Origin of the sequence: Myroides sp. (assembly GCF_032073645.1) — a bacterium.
Taxonomy (GTDB): Bacteria; Bacteroidota; Bacteroidia; order Flavobacteriales; family Flavobacteriaceae; genus Flavobacterium; species Flavobacterium odoratimimum.
In genome coordinates this window covers 1-16,776 of record NZ_DAMANB010000033.1, presented here as the reverse complement: position 1 = coordinate 16,776, position 16,776 = coordinate 1, and the positions used below count along the sequence as shown (strand labels likewise).

The 16,776-nt window shown below is 32.1% G+C and carries 14 protein-coding genes; 8 read left to right on the top strand and 6 right to left on the bottom strand.

Going from position 1 to position 16,776, the window contains the following annotated elements; all coding sequences use genetic code 11:
- Nucleotides 1-7: 7 nt before the first annotated feature.
- Entirely contained in the window at nucleotides 8-1,288 is a 1,281-nt protein-coding gene (locus tag RT228_RS17175; RefSeq protein WP_006258875.1) for a TolC family protein, read from the bottom strand.
- 787 nt (nucleotides 1,289-2,075) lie between these two features.
- On the opposite strand from RT228_RS17175, the gene RT228_RS17170 reads away from it, so the two are divergent.
- From RT228_RS17170 to RT228_RS17155, 4 genes are all read left to right on the top strand, one after another.
- Nucleotides 2,076-2,714 carry a helix-turn-helix domain-containing protein gene (locus RT228_RS17170; protein WP_006258874.1) on the top strand — a complete coding sequence of 213 codons (639 nt, stop codon included), beginning with the start codon at nucleotides 2,076-2,078 and terminating at the stop codon, nucleotides 2,712-2,714.
- Between the two features lie 126 nt (nucleotides 2,715-2,840).
- Entirely contained in the window at nucleotides 2,841-3,503 is a 663-nt protein-coding gene (ung, locus tag RT228_RS17165) for a uracil-DNA glycosylase (RefSeq protein ID WP_006258873.1), read from the top strand.
- A gap of 154 nt (nucleotides 3,504-3,657) precedes the next feature.
- Nucleotides 3,658-4,248 carry a hypothetical protein gene (locus RT228_RS17160; RefSeq protein ID WP_006258872.1) on the top strand — a complete coding sequence of 197 codons (591 nt, stop codon included), beginning with the start codon at nucleotides 3,658-3,660 and terminating at the stop codon, nucleotides 4,246-4,248.
- Nucleotides 4,249-4,278: 30 nt separating this feature from the next.
- Nucleotides 4,279-4,887, top strand: coding sequence for a porin family protein (locus RT228_RS17155; protein WP_006258871.1), 609 nt, complete (start codon nucleotides 4,279-4,281; stop codon nucleotides 4,885-4,887).
- Nucleotides 4,888-4,985: 98 nt separating this feature from the next.
- Here RT228_RS17155 and RT228_RS17150 read toward each other — a convergent pair whose 3' ends face one another.
- From RT228_RS17150 to RT228_RS17135, 4 genes are all read right to left on the bottom strand, one after another.
- Entirely contained in the window at nucleotides 4,986-6,158 is a 1,173-nt protein-coding gene (locus RT228_RS17150) for a proline dehydrogenase family protein (protein ID WP_006258869.1), read from the bottom strand.
- Between the two features lie 373 nt (nucleotides 6,159-6,531).
- Nucleotides 6,532-7,560, bottom strand: coding sequence for a response regulator transcription factor (locus RT228_RS17145; protein WP_006258868.1), 1,029 nt, complete (start codon nucleotides 7,558-7,560; stop codon nucleotides 6,532-6,534).
- Nucleotides 7,561-8,151: 591 nt separating this feature from the next.
- On the bottom strand, nucleotides 8,152-9,936 hold the full coding sequence (locus RT228_RS17140) for a hypothetical protein (protein WP_006258867.1): 1,785 nt from the start codon (nucleotides 9,934-9,936) through the stop codon (nucleotides 8,152-8,154).
- A 753-nt stretch (nucleotides 9,937-10,689) separates the two neighbouring features.
- Complete coding sequence (locus RT228_RS17135) at nucleotides 10,690-11,262, bottom strand: hypothetical protein (RefSeq protein ID WP_006258866.1); 573 nt, start codon at nucleotides 11,260-11,262, stop codon at nucleotides 10,690-10,692.
- 136 nt (nucleotides 11,263-11,398) lie between these two features.
- Between RT228_RS17135 and RT228_RS17130 the strand changes: the two genes are divergently transcribed.
- Nucleotides 11,399-12,244, top strand: coding sequence for a hypothetical protein (locus RT228_RS17130; protein ID WP_006258865.1), 846 nt, complete (start codon nucleotides 11,399-11,401; stop codon nucleotides 12,242-12,244).
- 52 nt (nucleotides 12,245-12,296) lie between these two features.
- Here the strand turns inward: RT228_RS17130 and RT228_RS17125 are convergent, their stop codons facing one another.
- Entirely contained in the window at nucleotides 12,297-14,567 is a 2,271-nt protein-coding gene (locus tag RT228_RS17125) for an FUSC family membrane protein (RefSeq protein ID WP_313139051.1), read from the bottom strand.
- Between the two features lie 145 nt (nucleotides 14,568-14,712).
- Here RT228_RS17125 and def point away from each other — a divergent pair, with 145 nt between their 5' ends.
- From def to mazG, 3 genes are all read left to right on the top strand, one after another.
- The gene (gene def / locus RT228_RS17120) at nucleotides 14,713-15,300 is read left to right on the top strand and encodes a peptide deformylase (RefSeq protein ID WP_006258863.1); all 588 of its coding nucleotides are present in this window, start codon (nucleotides 14,713-14,715) and stop codon (nucleotides 15,298-15,300) included.
- 63 nt (nucleotides 15,301-15,363) lie between these two features.
- Nucleotides 15,364-15,783: a DUF5606 domain-containing protein gene (locus RT228_RS17115; protein WP_006258862.1), complete on the top strand. Its 420-nt coding sequence runs from the start codon at nucleotides 15,364-15,366 to the stop codon at nucleotides 15,781-15,783.
- Between the two features lie 75 nt (nucleotides 15,784-15,858).
- The gene (mazG, locus tag RT228_RS17110; protein ID WP_006258861.1) at nucleotides 15,859-16,629 is read left to right on the top strand and encodes a nucleoside triphosphate pyrophosphohydrolase; all 771 of its coding nucleotides are present in this window, start codon (nucleotides 15,859-15,861) and stop codon (nucleotides 16,627-16,629) included.
- Nucleotides 16,630-16,776: the final 147 nt, after the last annotated feature.

Here is a 16,776-nt window from a genome sequence, read left to right as displayed (position 1 = left end):
TTAATTCTTATAAGTCTTTTCCTACAGCGTATTGTAGTTTTTCAAAGTGATCGTTTAAATCTTTTCTTGTTTCTAATAGAATTGTTTTGTTCTCTATATAAGCTTCTACAAAGTCTAAATATTCGATTAAACTCACATTTCTCTTTTGGAAGTTCTTTAAATATGCTTCTAGTAGTTGATCTAATTGTTGCTCATACTCACTATCTATATCTTTATAGAGTTGTTCTGCGTGATAATAATTTCTAAAAGCTTCTACTATATCATTAGCAATCTCATTTAGTTTGCTTTGTGTATCCAGTTTGGCTAATTCTATATCTATTTTAGCTTCCTTAATACCTCCTTTATTTCTATCAAAAATAGGTAGGTCAAAAGAGATTCCAAAACCAACAAAATCACGCATAATATTACCTCCTCTGTCATAATCTACTCCTAGCGTAATATCTGGAACACGTTGTGCTTTCTCTATCTCTAATCGCTTTTCAGATTGTTTCTCTAGAGTTTTGCTTTTTAAGGCATCTGGACGTTGTTCCTGAGCAGTGATAATCCAATTCTCTAATTCTAATTCAGATACCTCTTTCTCAGGAGCTACTAGTTTATCAGTAATAACGACCAGGGTGCTATTCCCAATATTGATAAAGTTTTTAAAGTCTTTTATAGCTTCTTCAAGTTCTTTATTGATGTTAACCAATTCTTTTTTAAACTGAAGTTCTGCTGCTTTTAAGCGAATGTATTGTGCTTGACTTATATTCCCTTGATCTAATTGGTTCTTGTATGCACTAATTAGGGACTTAGTACTTTCTATTTGTTTTTCGTATATCTTTTGTTGTTCTTGAAGTATCTGTAAGTCAGATAGATTACCTCTTAGTTCTAACTTAAGCTCACGAATAATACTTTCGAACTCCTGTTGTTTCTCTTCTATAGTTAATTTCTGAAGGTCAATTGTCTTTCTACGTTTACCGCCTGTTTGAATCAATTGTTCTACTCTAAAAGCATATTGTTGTGCTTCACCCCAGTTACCTATAAGCTTAGGTTGTTCTTCTATATCTGTAGTCTTCCAGAAGTTGATTTCAGAAACTTCAAAAGTAGGGTTAGGCCATAATTTTGCTTGTAACAATTGTGCTTCTGCTTGTGAGATTTCTAAATTCTTTGCAATAAGTTCTAAGTTCTGCTCTAAGAAAAGTGCTTCAGCTTCTTCTTTTGATAACATCAGTGTCTTAACGGAGCTATCTTGTGCATAAGTACTTAGTACAAAGGTGGATAGAATGGCTAATAAAGTGTTTTTAAACATTGTTTTTTATTTTAAGGTCAAAATTATTGTTTAGGACTTATAGAGAACTTTGAGTTCCATTAGAGAGAGATTAAAACAACATTAGAAAATGATTAGAAAGCTAATTACTACTCCTCTTTATAGTCGCAATTTTCAATCTATTTAACTTGATTTTGTTTTCTACTTTTCGTTGAGTTGTCATTATTCTATTTAATCTAAAAGTTTAACAAGAACTCTCTTTAATCCAAAACCCTTATTCTTTATAGAATGACTATTACAAAAAAGAAGCCAAAAAGGGTTTTGATCCTAAAAAATATACAATTGTTCAGTATTATTTTTTAAATGGCTTTACGTTTTGTGATGTTTAAATGTGTCAATCAGCTTTGTAATCAATGCTTTATTGTGAATAGTTGACAAAATGTAGTCTCTTAAAAATTAAGAAATGTTGGCAATATTATTGTAAAAGGTCTTTATAGGTGCATTATTGCGAATTATTACACACCTAATACTTTGTATTGTTTGAATATTATGATTTATTAGTATTTATATTTTGTAATTTGTACTATATAAGTAGTAATAAACTAAAGATTTAATTCTTTGTTTAAAAATCAATAATAGCCTTAGGTAAGCCTTATAACGAGGTTTTGGAGTAGATAAATAATAGGGCAGTTTATGCTACTATACTAGAATTAGTGTACAAATAGCCACTCATTAAAATATTTGATTATTATCATTTATGGCTTATAAAGTGCCTTAATCACATGAGAAAAGTAAAAAAAATTAAAACAAACACTAAAAAATTAAAGCTATGCAAAATGCAACAGGAGTAATTAAGAAACTAAAGAGAATGCTAGGGATTAAAACTGATTTACAGTTAGCAGATATTCTTGATGTTAAACCTAATACTATCTCTTCATGGAAAAAGAGAGATAGCTTACAGTATGAAGGCTTAATAGCGTTGTGTAAAGAACACAAAATTGATTTAAATGAATTATTCTTCTCAGATTCTACAGCTGTATACAACAGTAGTTATCACAAGAGAAAAGTAAAAATGATTTCTACTGATCATCACTTTGAGTATTTTTTGGATCCAGAGAAAACTTTGGCTACAGCTCCAAGTTATGTTTTTCCAACGGTAGAGGAAGTAGATACTGCTTTTCAAGTATCAGTGGATAATATGTATCCAACTATTAAAATGACTTCTTATGTGATTACTAAGCATATTAGTGTAGAGGACTTACAGTTATGGCATGTTTATCTATTTGTACTTAGAGGAAAAGGGATTGTTATTTACAGATTTAAAAGAAAAGTAGATGATAATACACTGTTATTGATCAGTGATAATCCTGCATTTGAAAATATCCAGGTAAAAATAGACGATATAAAAGAACTCTTCTGTATTCGAGGCGCTTTTTTACCACAGATGAAAGGTATATCTGAGATATAATCAATGAGAGATACTAAAAGAAAAGAGTAGACAAATAATAGTGATTAGCTACTCTTTTCTTTTAGTATTTCACTCTAAATCTTGTTTAATATTTTAGTTGAAAGCTTATATTTGAAGAAAAAAAGAATGAAACTAAAAGCAAAAGGTTGGAATAAGCATTTAGCAACTGAAATGGCATCTCCATATTTTAAAACACTAATAGAGAATATTAATTGTTTATATGAAACTACTATGGTCTATCCTCCTAAAGAGGAGGTTTATAAAGCATTTGAGCTAGTAGATTTTGACGATGTGAAGGTAGTCATCATTGGTCAAGACCCTTATCATGGGGCATTTCAGGCAAATGGTCTTTCTTTTAGCGTAAGTAAAGGTGTAAAGTTACCTCCGAGTTTACAAAATATCTATAAAGAACTAGAAGATGATTTAGACATTAAGAATATAAATGGAGATCTGACCAAATGGGCAGAACAAGGCGTATTCTTATTAAATGCAACATTAACTGTACAGGAGAAAAAAGCAGGTTCTCATCAGAAGTTAGGTTGGGAGAAGTTTACTGATGCAGTAATAGAACAATTAAGTGAGCACAGAGAGAATATTGTATTTATTCTATGGGGGAGTTATGCTCAAAAGAAAGGAAAGAATATTAATCGTTCCAAACATCTCGTGATAGAGACAGTACATCCATCTCCTTTATCTGTTTATAGAGGATTTTATGGGAGTAAGCCTTTTTCTCAAACAAATGCGTACTTGGAGTCTAAAGGAATTAAAACAATTGACTGGAAGATTTAATGAAGAATTAGGAATTTTTTAACCTATAGCACTCTTCTCTTATGTGGGACTGTATATAAGATAATATTGTTTAGTAACACGAAGTCGGGAGACCTCGCGTGGCAGTATATTCCATCTTTTAAGTAAAGAATGTAATTAACTTAGTTATTTTGATATGTTTAAAATAAAAGACCAAGAATTTGACGTAAAGTATGCTTACTTAGATGCTTTTATGGATAGTTCAATAAAACAGTTAGTCTTCGGATTACAAATAAAGGCTGAAGACACTAAGGGTAGATTAAATAGAAGGGGCCTGTATTTTAATTCAGAGCTATTATTATTTATCAATCCTAATGAACTGAATCAATGGCAAGATATTGCAGGATATGATATAGAATGGGAAGATTATCAAGAAGAGGAGGGGAAGCCTAGAGCTCTTTTTTATGTTTATGAACATACAGGAGTGTATAATGCAAAAATCAACTTTAGAAAAGTTGATAGCAAAATAATAGTGAAGGTGTCTGCTACTATTGACATTTATGCAGATGAAGATTTTGATGAACAATTATCCCTTGAAATAGAAACAGAGGTTCAATTTTTTGGTATACTCTGCGGAAAGAGAAGTGCAGAAGAATGCGCTGAATTAATTGGCAATTATTTAAATATTGACCATTTAAAGTATGTCCAGAACCAATACAACGTTTCACTACTAGTTCCTAAAGATACAGATATGGAAACAAACTTATTAGTACTAGGTGATTATTAAAAGAAAAACATAAACACTAAATAATTAAATATGAAAAAATTACTACTTACTACATTAGCTTTTATGGCTATATCTACAGCTGCGGTAGCTCAGCATCATGAAGAAGGAAAGACCAAAGTAAGCTTTGGGGTTAAAGCAGGATTTAATCAAACTATAGTTACAAAAATAGACGATATAGTAGGCAAATCAGGTTTTCATATTGGAGGTGTAGTAGAAGCTAAGTTTTCTAAGCGATTTGCATTGCAGGGAGAGCTTTTATATACCACAATGGGAGGTAAGTTAGAGAGCCTTGATATTCCTTGGATATCTACAGCTTCATATGATGGAAAGGTAAAGCTAAATTATATCGCTGTGCCGATAATGGCTAAAGTTTTTGTAACCGAAGGTTTCAATATTCAAGTAGGTCCACAATTTAACTTTGCTGTTAAAACAGAAGGAGAAATAAATGGAAAGACTGGTGATATAGGAGAGTTAGTAAATAAGTTTGACTTAGGACTTAATGCTGGATTAGGTTATGATTTTAGAAATAATCTGTTTATTGATATGAGAACTAGTTTTGGAGTAATTGATGTCTTTAAGGATGTTCCTAGTAGCAATAAAAACTTTGCATTTATGGTAGGTGTAGGGTATAAGTTCTAGTGTAATAAAAGTATAAAAAAAACGGAAGCTATATAGCTTCCGTTTTTTTATGATGAACTACCCTAGACGGGTAATTGTATTTCTAAATCCGTAATTAATTACAGTTTTCTTCTTTTCAGTTCAGTTTCGATAAGATCTAACTCTCTATTTGTTTGACCAGCAACAGAAGTATTTTCTTCTGCACGTCTGATTAAGTAAGGAATTACATCACGTACAGGTCCGAATGGTAAGTATTTAGCTACATTAAACTTCTCTTTCGCTAAATTAAAGCTAATATTATCACTCATTCCGTACAGCTGTCCGAAGTATAATCTACGGTCTGTATGAGAGATATTATGTTTCTCCATTAAGTCCATGATTAAGTAAGAACTTTTCTCGTTATGAGTACCAGCGAAGATAGCCATAGAGTCTATGTTCTCTAACATATAAGTAACTCCAGCATCATAGTTTACATCAGTAGCAGCTTTGTCTACACAGATAGGAGATTTATATCCTCTCTCTGTAGCTCTTTCGCGTTCTACCTCCATATAAGCACCACGTACTACCTTCATACCTACATGGAATCCTTCTGCCTTAGCGATAGCGTGTAGATCTTTTAAATACTGTAATCTATCCCAACGATACATCTGAGCAGTATTATAGATCAATGCTTTCTCTTTGTTATACTTTCTCATCATGTCTAATACGATATCATCAGCAGCATCTTGCATCCAGCTGTGCTCAGCATCGATTAATAAAAGAACATCATTGTTATAAGCAAACTTACAAGCCATGTTAAAACGGTAAACGATGCGTTCCCATTCTTTTTCTTCTTCAGCAGTGAAAGCTACTTTCTCACCTTTTTTCACAAACATATCAAATCTACCAAATCCAGTAGGTTTAAATACAGCAAAAGGAATAGAGTCTGGACGTTGTTTAGCATACTCGATTGTCTTAATCGTCATGTTTAGAGCAGCGTCGAATTGCTTTTCAGTTTCTTTACCTTCTACAGAATAATCTAAAACTGATGCCACACCACCTTTAGCGTACATATTATCTACTACAGTTAAGCAGTCATCTTCACTAATACCGCCACAGAAGTGATCGAATACAGTAGAACGGATTAAACCAGTAACAGGCAAATGAGTTTTAATTGCAAAATTTGCAAGGGAAGAACCAAGTTTTACTAAAGTTGGTTTGCTGATCATTTTAAATAAAAAATGTGCTCTTTTTAATTCTTTATTATTTTTAAGAGCAAAAGCTACTTCAGTATTATTAAATAAATTTTTCATTATAAAAAGTAAATTCGTTAGGCAAATATAATTACTCTTTTAGTAATAATTTAATAGTTTTTGGTATTTATCTTCTTATTTAAAATATGTGATATTTTTTAATGGCTTAGTGATTATAAAGTGTTAAATACTTTTAATCCTTATCGAACAAGAACTAAACTCTTAAATTCTTTGATATATCTAATTATAACTTCTTTTAAAAGTTATAAAAAAATAGAGATACTCCGTTGTTTAGTCTTGTTTAGAGGGTTAAGGACTATTTATATCATCAAAATTCTCAGAAAATATCATTGACTTTATAAAGAATACTCTGATAAGAAGAAAAGACCTTTTTAAAACTAAAAAATAGTTGAATACAATTAGAGTATGACAGCTATTCTAGCTTATCCTTAAAAGCATAAATCTGTGCTCTAGAATTAATGTTTAGTTTAAAATAGATTTTACTAATGTGATATTTACAGGTATTAATAGAGATAAATAACTCATCAGCTATCTCTTTATTCGTAGCCCCTTCCCAGAGTAGACTTAGAACCTCCAACTCACGTTCTGTAAGATTGTATTTATTCTTTAATTGATATAGAGGTTGATCTTGTATGGTTGTTTTTTCTTGCTCTACTTTTGTCGTTTTATCTGCATTAAGGCTTTTCTCATATTCTAGCTGCTTATGGTAGTCTTTTACCATATACATATATTGATATAAATATCGTTTATAGATAGAGTTTCGCTCATGTATTTTCTTTACTTCTAATAGGGTAATACAACTAGAACAAATAAGAATAGGAATTCCTATTAAACGCAATGTAGGCCATACGATGAATAACTCGTAAAGCGTATCATTAATAGAAGGAGCGAGAATAATGGTACTAGCGGTAATACATATTATTAAGAAAGAAATATAATTTTTATAATTGTACGTATGATTCAGAATGAAGAATAAGTACAATGCTAGTATCGTTAGTATCGTCGTTATAGGGTGAATGAAACTATTCCCATGACTAGGAACGATAAATAAATTGGATAACAACTCTATCGCCACTAAAGCAAACAGTACAACTATCCCTGTTTTATAGAATTGTTGTTTGTGTTTAAATCTTAAAAAAGGGTAGGGCAGAAGTATTAAGAGCACTAGTGATGTACCAATGTTCCAGGCTAATAAATAACCGATAGTAGCGTGGTGATCAGGTAGATAAAAGTAAATAATGTCCTTGACTAAGAAACTAGAGAATATACTTAATTGTAAGAAAAAACTAAAGCTAAGTTTCTTATACTTGAAAATAATATAAAGTGCAAGAAGTATAACTAGAGAGAGAAATGATATCCCATAGTACAGTCCGATAATAATATATTTAGGAGTATCTGTTGCAAAAAAAGGAAATTGATTAAATAACGGTAATGAAATCATATAAGGTTTATAATGCTCTACATTATATGTTAATATAGAGTGATAATAAATGTTTAATTAGACCTGTTTTTTAGAGAACCTCTCTGCTGATCAAGATGTAAAATTAACTAAAATATCAGTGCAGTACTTTCTTAAATCTGTGTAGTGAAATGTTAAAAAAGTATAGTGTTGTCTATTTGCTATATTCACAGTATTGATATACAAGGTGTTGGTTTGCTTGTAAGAAGGTTATTTTAATGGTGTATATTTCGAAAATAACCGTACTTTAGCGCTATAACTATTAAAAAGGATAGTTAATTTTCTAGTAAAAGATGCTATTTTTGATTTGTCTTTATTGCTAAAAAACTATCCTTTTTTAGTTTACTCTTTTTATGTATTGACAAAAAGAGTAAATATCCAAAGTCCCCACTAGTTATAAAGACCTTAGGCAAAACTAGCGTAAAAGATACATTTCGTTTGTCTATTTTGAGCACCTAATCATGTATTGATTGGGTGCTTTTTTTATTTAGTCTAAGTGATAAAAATTACAATTGTGGATATGAGTAAAAAAGAAAATCCAGCTTGTCTGCTGACAGCTGGATTTCTTCTTATTTAGTTTAGGAGCTCTTTTTCTACTTGAAGTAAATCTTTAAGTATATTTTCTCGCTCTTGTATAAAGTAAGTATTGTCTTCTTTAAAGAGGTTTTTATAGTAAGTGATTCCCTCTAGTAAGTTCTCTTTTGTCTTCATTAGCTTTTTCAGTTTTGGTGCTGATTGTTCTAATTCTAAAGCTGACTTTTCTTGTCTATAATGATCCAGATACATTCTTAATTCTTTAATAAAGAAATGAGGACGCTCTTTAGTGTCGATTACATTATCTCGTCCATAGATATGATTGACCATTTTCTTAAGAGATACTTCCTTAGTGAAGTAAGCAATATTAGGCCCAGGACAGATAGCTACTCCTTGTGCTTCTCCTTTGATAGGCAAGTTAAGTTCCATATAAGAGGCATTGGCTAATCCTATACATAGACATGCTTTCTCTGTTATCTGTTGATACTTCTTATTGTATTCTTCTTGGCTAATATTATCCTTATCCTGTTCTAGCTTTTCTATTTCGATAGTTTGATACTTTCTAGAAGCAGTACACAGTCCTTCATTCGAATAATTCTTATTCAAGGCTAGGTATTTTCTAGGACAAGAACTACCTGCTTTGTTCTTATTGATTCTCTCTGACTTAAAGAAGTCGTTAGAAGTTCCTTTAATACTATTAAACGGCACGCCTAAAGGAGAGATATTACTCAAGTATAGATCTTCTTCTTTTGCCTTAGCCAGTAATTCTCTAGTAGTCTGATCTACAGAAGTAGCCTCAGGTACTAATAAGAATGGTGAGCCCCAACCTACAGAGTCTACTTCGTAATGCTCTAGTAAGAACTGATGCTCGGCTGCTGTACCTACACCTCCCTGAGCTGTAATCTTTAAATCAAGAGGAGTAGAAGGAACAAATCTATTCTTTTGTTCTAGAGCTTTCACTAGTAAGTCATGGGTAGAACTTATTAATTCTGCTTTTCTAGCTTTAAACTCTTCTAATATTACTCCCATTAGATAACCATCTGTAGCGAAGGCATGCCCACCACAGTTAAGCCCAGACTCTATGCGATACTCAGATACCCATAATCCCTTTTTGGCTAAGAAATTCCCCTGTATTAAGGCAGATCTAAAGTCACTTACTTTTAAGATGATTTTCTTCTGTAAAGTACTGTCAACAGCTGGATAAAAAGCGTCAAACTCCTCAAAATAGCTAAACAATCTTGGATTCATACCTGCAGATAAGACTACGGATGAGTTTAAAGTACTGTTCACAAAGCCTCTTAGGGCAGCATGTGCATCATTGTACTCTACTGGTAAGGCTTCTTTTTTATTGAAGTTCTCTCTATCTACTTTAGTCATGATATTGACATCTATAGCACCAGGGGTAAGGTAGTGCTCTAGAACTCCCTTCAGATGATCTATAGATAGCTTATCATCTAAGTGCTGCTGTAGATTCTTTCTGATCTCTGATACAGATGGCAACATATCGATATAATCCTCAACCTCTTTTTTGCTTTCTAAGAAAGAAGCTTTTAGGTTTTCGAATTTCCCTTTTACGATGGTGTCTAATGTATTTAGATAAGCTGTAATACGCTTGGCTCTAAAGTCCTCTATCTTCTTCGTTATCTCTTGATAAGGCAGTTCGAATTTCTCACAATAGAACTTGTTCATGCGTTCTATTAATTCATCATCCATCACAGAGATAGTAGAGGAGAAACCATACTGAGCCACTCTCACTGGACTATCAATCGTATAGGCCAATCCCATCACCGGAATGTGAAATGAATGTATTGGTTTTAATTTCATTTTGGTTTGTTTGTTATATTTTATAAGGGAGGGAAATTCTTCAAATATTCTGAGTAATTAAGTGACAAATATCATGTTAGGAGATTATCTCATATTAAATTTATGTAAAGACCTAGGGAAGAAGGGAGAGATTAGAGATAGAATAGTTAGAAGGAAGCAGGTATAAGTAATAGATTGTATTGTTTGTAATCATCTCACAATGAGAATAATTTAACCACTGTAAATTCTAAAAACAGGACAAATCACATATGTTAAAAGTATTAACATTTAGGCGTTTTTTTGTGATTTACAGCACGCGACAAAGCCAGTGATAGCAAAGCTTTTGGGAAGGTTGTTTGGACGTTGTTCGGAAGTTCTTTGCAAAGTGTTCGGAAAAAGGGGGTGTTTTCCGAACACCTTCCGAACAAACCACAACGGAGACCGCATGAATACTCGGTTTGTAGTGAATTTACAATGTTAAAAAACTTGTTAAAATTTTAAAATTGAGATTTTGAAAGCTGTGATTTGTGCTTTCTTTTTGGTGAGATGTACCAGACTTTGAATAGAAGAATATTCTCAATAATAGGCATTGAGTCAAAGCCTTTACTGTAGGCAAAGGTAGTAAAAAAATAGATAGGAGAAAAGAGGGTATAGTTTGTAGAACTTATCTCTTACATAGAACTGAGTCTAGTAAAAACGCTGTAGGTCTTTAAAATAAAAAGCCAATAATAGTCTTCTATCATTGGCTTTTAAAGTAATAAGCGATTTTCTTTTTTAATTAAATCTTAATTCTGCTGTATATAGAATAATGACTTCTGTTAGATTATAGTCCTCATCATAAATAGGAGAGTAAAAATACACATATACAGAATCTTTAAATTTCGTTAAGGGAATTGTCTCATAGCTAGACAAATTATTAAGTACTTTTATTGTTCTATTTCCAACCCAGTGCTCTGCATTTCCTTTTGGATTTTTATCAAATCGATGGTCTTTAGCGTTCGTATAATACCAATAAGTAGGTACTTCATCCGAAATAATCAGTTCTTTATTAGGATTAAAAACTTCATCTGCGATAGCAGTGCTGTTAAACCATTCTACTTCTAAATCAGCTTCGCCTATAGCAGAGCGATAGATATCGTTATCAAAAGTAGCTCCTATTAGAAAACCATCTACATTATTTGAAGTAACTTCGAATACAAATTCATTGCTTTTAAGTGTGACAACTCCATCCTGCATAGGAACGATAGCACCATTTTGTTTCACTTCTACTTGTACAGTTCCTTCTTGTGCCCAGCTGCTTATTTGTACAGTTATGAATAGTAATAAGCTAAGACCGATTTTTTTCATCTTTAATTTCTATTTTTTGATCGTTTATGAAGCAAAGGTAAGCTATATATACTGTACTAATATTCGCTGTAAATGGGGATATTTACGAAATGAGAATAGTATGATCTTTGAAATAATATAAAAGAGTGTAATAAAGATGTATATAGGTACAACAACCCCTGGGCGTAAAGAAAGATTCATTATAGTAGAAAAAGGAGATTATGCTCAATCTCTCATAATCTTTAGTCAAGAAGAACGAATAACTAATTTAATTATATCAGGACAGGAAAGTGGCTTAGAAATATTATTAGATGAATCCTTTGCTCCTTTGTTTAAAACGATACAGATTCTTCACTTAAAAGATATCAATATTGATAAGAATTGGCTATATCAGTTTGTAAACTTAAAGCGCTTAGAGATTAAAGGTTGTCAGTATAAAGGGAAAGAACCATTAGATTGGTTGAAGTTTACAACTTTGGAGGAATTGTTTACTCCCTATTCTAAGCTATTTGAGAATTTGTTTGTACATCCTACTTTAAGAACAGTCTTTATAGAAAACTTTGATAAGGAAGGCTTTGTTTTTCCCGTAAACACTGTAATAGAATCTTTATCAATAGAAAAGAGTAAAGAGTGTAAATGGAGTAGTTTAGTCAACTTAAGTGCCTTAAAAGCACTTTATTTGGTAAAAATACCTACGCTGATAGATGTTAATTGGTTAAGTACACTTACGCACTTAGAAGATATAGAGTTGAGTGCTTGCAAAAAGATAAATAATGTGATAACGTCTATTGCAGAGGTAAGTACTTTAAAGGCTGTTTATTTATCAGCTATGGGAGATATTGAATCATTAAAACCATTTGAGAAGCTTCAAAATTTAAAAGAGTTAACCATCGAAGAAGGAGGAAGGCTTATCGATAAGAAAAGTAGTACCATTCTAAACAAACTAAATAATCTTGAATATAGTATAGAGATGAAAAATTATGTAGATAGTAGTGAAGAGTAGAACTAGATACTAATAAAGCAAAAGGGGATGTACATAACATCCCCCTTTGTTTTTATGGTATAATCTTCTTTCTAAGTGAACTTAGCATAGATACTTCAGATTCTTCTTGTTTCTTTAATGCGGCAATGCTAGCTGTAATCTTGAATATCTTTTCTGAAAGTGAGGATAACCACATCAGTTGCTCAATAACCAATACAGACTCTTCCATCAGGCTCTGTATTTGTTTATCATCAGAGTAAGTTTTCTTTAATTCGTATTCACGGATACCTTTTAGATATGACATACTGAGATTAAAGTTCTCACTGCGTTCTATGATGGTTATCTCACCATTATTATAATCTTCTAATAGAGCGATAGTTTGTTTTAAATTACCTATTGTGTAGTCCATAACTACATTAAATGCTTCAGAAGCTTTGGTAGTTGTATGTGACTGTACGTATATTCCTATAGAAGCAGCTGTCGAAAGGAAGGTATGATTAAGTACAGCTAACTCATAGAGTTCTGTTCTATACTTCTGTTTAGACTTAGGCTCTTGGATCATACGTTGAAAAGAAGCCATAAGGTTACCTATCTCAATAAAAGCATATTTTCTAGCTAATTTATAAGGTAGGGTTACTTCTCCTTTTTCATTGTAGTAAAGCGTAATTTCCTTTACGTACTCTTTATTCGCTTCTATCGATTTTTTTAGATGTGTATTTAGGTTTAAGAATTCCCATGAAGGCCATAGTAGATAGTTCGCTCCGAAGGCTAATAGTGCTCCTATGATAGTATCAATAACTCTATAGATCATAACATCCATAAAATCAGGTGTAAGTAATCCATATATCAGTACTACATACATCGTGATAAAGGTAACTCCAACTTTATAGTCTGTATGAGAGAACGAATACCCTATAATCATGGTTAGTACTGTAATATATGCAATAACTGTAGCACTAGGAATAATATATAACAATCCTATAGCCATTAAACCTCCAATAACAGTACCTATTACACGCTCAAAAGATCGCTGCTTAGTCAATCCAAAACCAGGACGCATAATAACAACGATAGTTAGTAATATCCAATACCCGTTTAATACACCTGATATTTTACTAACGATAAGTCCTGCTAATATGGTCAAGGTAAGTCTTAGAGCATGTCTAAATATGGTAGAGGTAAAGTTTAAGTTCTCTTTTAGAGTTTCTAAACGATAATGCACAGGAGTTAAGAATTTCTCTAAATCCTTAAAGCGCTCTTCTACATCTGCACTAAATGCTTTCTCTGTTAGAGCTTTTTCTAAATCATGAATTTTGTTTACCTGATTTTCCGCATAATGGATAACATTCGAGAACATGACTACAGCTTCTACCATATTAGTAGACTCTCCATTCTTAACAAAATCGTTAAGCATGGCCTGAATCTCTGCTAATTCTTTAGATAGGTCATATTTAGATCTATACTTAGTCCCTAAGTTTATAGAGTAGGCAATATCGTCAATTGTCTCCGCAAAGTGATAAGCTAATTTCTGATAACATTCTATAATTTCAGGTCTTTTGCTAAATAACTCATGTAATTTATTGTGTTCAAAAGAAGTAGACACAGCTACTTCTAGTATTTCTACTAGAGTAGAGAAGGCTACTAGCAATCTACGGTTATTAGAAGAGTTGCCTGTATTAGCTTTATTTCGAACTAAATATTCTCTCAGGTTTTCATGTACCTCATTGAGGCTTACTTGTATATTTAATTGTTCTTCTGTGATCTTTTCTACATTAGCATTCTTATCCCACAGTTGTCCTCTGTGTTTTAGATAATCTGCTGTAAGCTCCATACACTCAGATGTCTGTAATACAGCATATCGCTTAGGTCTAAGGAGATTAAAAGTAACGGATACCAATAAGTAAAGTAATCCTCCTAATAGAAGCATTAAACAGTGCATGAATAGGGCATGACCTTCATAACTATGTGCTAATCCTAGACTGGCTGCTAATAATCCTGTAAACGACAGCATATTTGCACGATGTCCATATACAGATATCATGCTTAAAGAGAAAAATACAAAGACAAAAATCGGGTAGAAATACCAGTTGCCATCAGTAATGGATAGGGTGAAAGTAACAGCTGGTACAGTAAATGCACCTACTAAAAGCCCTATTATTTTATCTTTTTTATTACTAGGAATATCAACAGGAGCTGTTAACATGGCACCAATAGCCGCAGCAAAAGCCCAATCAAAAGCTTCATAGGGCATTAGTATTAAAAAAGGGACAACAGCTGATATAGTAATTTTTAACGAATCTGCAAGATGCGTATTATCTGTGAATTTTCTAGCTTTTCCTAGCATAGGTTACTTAATCTTTGGCTTTAATTAGAGAATAGTACTTTTTATCAAGCAAGATAAAACAAATAAGACATCAAAAATAATTTGTAGTATTATTTATTCATTTATTTTTGAGTATTTTTGCACCTTTAGAATAAAATAAGAAGACATGATATTATCAATAGTTGGGTATGGTGACGCTGTTCTACGTAAAGTGGGAGAAGATATCACTAAAGACTATCCAAACTTACAAGAGCTAATAGCTAATATGTACGATACAATGTATGGAGCACATGGAGTAGGATTGGCGGCACCTCAGGTAGGATTACCTATTAGATTATTCGTTGTAGATACAGCTCCTTTTGCAGAAATGGACGGGAACACAGAAGAAGAAATAGCTTTTTTAACTACTTTTAAAAGAACATTTATAAATGCTAAGATTTTAAAAGAAGAAGGAGAAGAGTGGTCTTTTAATGAAGGATGTTTGAGTATTCCAGATGTTCACGAACCAGTTAAAAGAAAATCTAAGATACAAATAGAATATTTTGACGAAAACTTCGTTAAACATGTAGAAGAATTTGATGGTCTTGCGGCACGAGTTATTCAACATGAGTACGATCACATTGAAGGTGTGCTGTTTACAGATAAAATATCTATCTTAAAAAAGAAGTTAATTTCTAAAAAGTTAAATAATATCCTTGAAGGAAAAATATTTACAGATTATAAAATGAAATTAACTAAGAAAAAAGGTAGATAAATAACTTGATTATTAATAACAATTTAAGATATTTGCGACTCTTAAAGTAAAATTTAGACAAAAATGAGTTTAGAAAAAGTTTTAGCTATTTCGGGAAAACCAGGTTTATATGAGTTACTAGTACAAACTCGTACAGGATTTATCGCTGAATCATTGGCTGATGGGAAAAAAAGTACAGTAGGATTAAGAAACAACGTTAGTTTACTATCAGAAATTTCTATCTATACTTACAATGAAGAAGTAAAGTTATTTGAAGTTTTCAGAAACATTGCTGCAAAAGAAAACAATGGTGAAGCTATTTCTCACAAAGAAGACAATCCTACATTAGTGGCTTACTTCAGAGAAGTATTACCAGAATTTGATGAAGAAAGAGTATATGTTTCTGATATCAAAAAAGTATTGAATTGGTATAATATCATTCAAAGAAGAGGATTAATTGCAGAAGCTTTTAGTGCAGCTGCAACAGAAACTGAAGCAAAATAATTTATAAGAATTATATGTAGAAAGCCCGTTTTGTAAAAAGCGGGCTTTTTTTTATTTTAGACCAAAAGAATCAAGATGCATACAAGACAAGAGCAATTAGAGGCTATAGATCGCTTACTAACTATACTAGACGAGCTTAGAGTAAAATGTCCATGGGATAAAAAACAAACATTCGATAGCTTAAAAAACCTTACTGTAGAAGAAATGTATGAATTAGTAGATGCTATTACAGAAGGGGATACGGACGAAATGAAAAAAGAACTGGGGGATTTATTAATGCATATTGTTTTTTATGCTAAGATAGGTAGTGAACAGTCTTTGTTTGATATTAAAGATGTTGCTGATAGTATCTCAGATAAACTTATTTTTAGACATCCTCATATTTATGGTGATGTAAAAGTAGATTCTGAAAAGGATGTATTGGCAAATTGGGAAAAACTAAAATTAAAAGAGGGAAACAGATCAGTCTTAGCGGGCGTGCCTAAAGGTTTACCAGCTTTAATAAAAGCTTATCGCATTCAAGAAAAAGCAAGTGGAGTAGGGTTTGATTGGGATGAAGCCAGTGATGTTTGGCAAAAAGTAGAGGAAGAGATAGAAGAGTTTAAGGTAGAAGTGAAGGCCGACAATCAAGACCTAATGGAAGAAGAATTTGGAGATATCTTGTTCACACTAGTTAATTATGCTCGTCATAAGGGGATTGACCCTGAAAAGGCATTGGCTAGATCTAACAGTAAGTTTATTTCTCGATTTAATATAGTAGAAGAATTAGTTAATAAAGAAAAAGGTGGTTTTGAAGATGTAACTCTTCAAGAATTAGATCAATATTGGAATAAAGCAAAAGAATAATAGTTCTACAGTCATCTCTATTCAAAATTTGTTTAGCATAAATGAGTTAAACTAAAAATAGAAGTCCTTATGCCGTAATGTGCATAAGGACTTGGGAGTGTAACACAAACTGTGTCAGTCTCCATTTCCTAGCTTTTGGGCTTAAGC

Bases quoted from the DNA above. Each gene is read 5' to 3' on its own strand.
- RT228_RS17175 (WP_006258875.1), bottom strand. From the start codon at position 1,288: ATGTTTAAAAACACTTTATTAGCCATTCTATCCACCTTTGTACTAAGT.
- RT228_RS17170 (WP_006258874.1), top strand. From the start codon at position 2,076: ATGCAAAATGCAACAGGAGTAATTAAGAAACTAAAGAGAATGCTAGGG.
- ung (WP_006258873.1), top strand. From the start codon at position 2,841: ATGAAACTAAAAGCAAAAGGTTGGAATAAGCATTTAGCAACTGAAATG.
- RT228_RS17160 (WP_006258872.1), top strand. From the start codon at position 3,658: ATGTTTAAAATAAAAGACCAAGAATTTGACGTAAAGTATGCTTACTTA.
- RT228_RS17155 (WP_006258871.1), top strand. From the start codon at position 4,279: ATGAAAAAATTACTACTTACTACATTAGCTTTTATGGCTATATCTACA.
- RT228_RS17150 (WP_006258869.1), bottom strand. From the start codon at position 6,158: ATGAAAAATTTATTTAATAATACTGAAGTAGCTTTTGCTCTTAAAAAT.
- RT228_RS17145 (WP_006258868.1), bottom strand. From the start codon at position 7,560: ATGATTTCATTACCGTTATTTAATCAATTTCCTTTTTTTGCAACAGAT.
- RT228_RS17140 (WP_006258867.1), bottom strand. From the start codon at position 9,936: ATGAAATTAAAACCAATACATTCATTTCACATTCCGGTGATGGGATTG.
- RT228_RS17135 (WP_006258866.1), bottom strand. From the start codon at position 11,262: ATGAAAAAAATCGGTCTTAGCTTATTACTATTCATAACTGTACAAATA.
- RT228_RS17130 (WP_006258865.1), top strand. From the start codon at position 11,399: ATGTATATAGGTACAACAACCCCTGGGCGTAAAGAAAGATTCATTATA.
- RT228_RS17125 (WP_313139051.1), bottom strand. From the start codon at position 14,567: ATGCTAGGAAAAGCTAGAAAATTCACAGATAATACGCATCTTGCAGAT.
- def (WP_006258863.1), top strand. From the start codon at position 14,713: ATGATATTATCAATAGTTGGGTATGGTGACGCTGTTCTACGTAAAGTG.
- RT228_RS17115 (WP_006258862.1), top strand. From the start codon at position 15,364: ATGAGTTTAGAAAAAGTTTTAGCTATTTCGGGAAAACCAGGTTTATAT.
- mazG (WP_006258861.1), top strand. From the start codon at position 15,859: ATGCATACAAGACAAGAGCAATTAGAGGCTATAGATCGCTTACTAACT.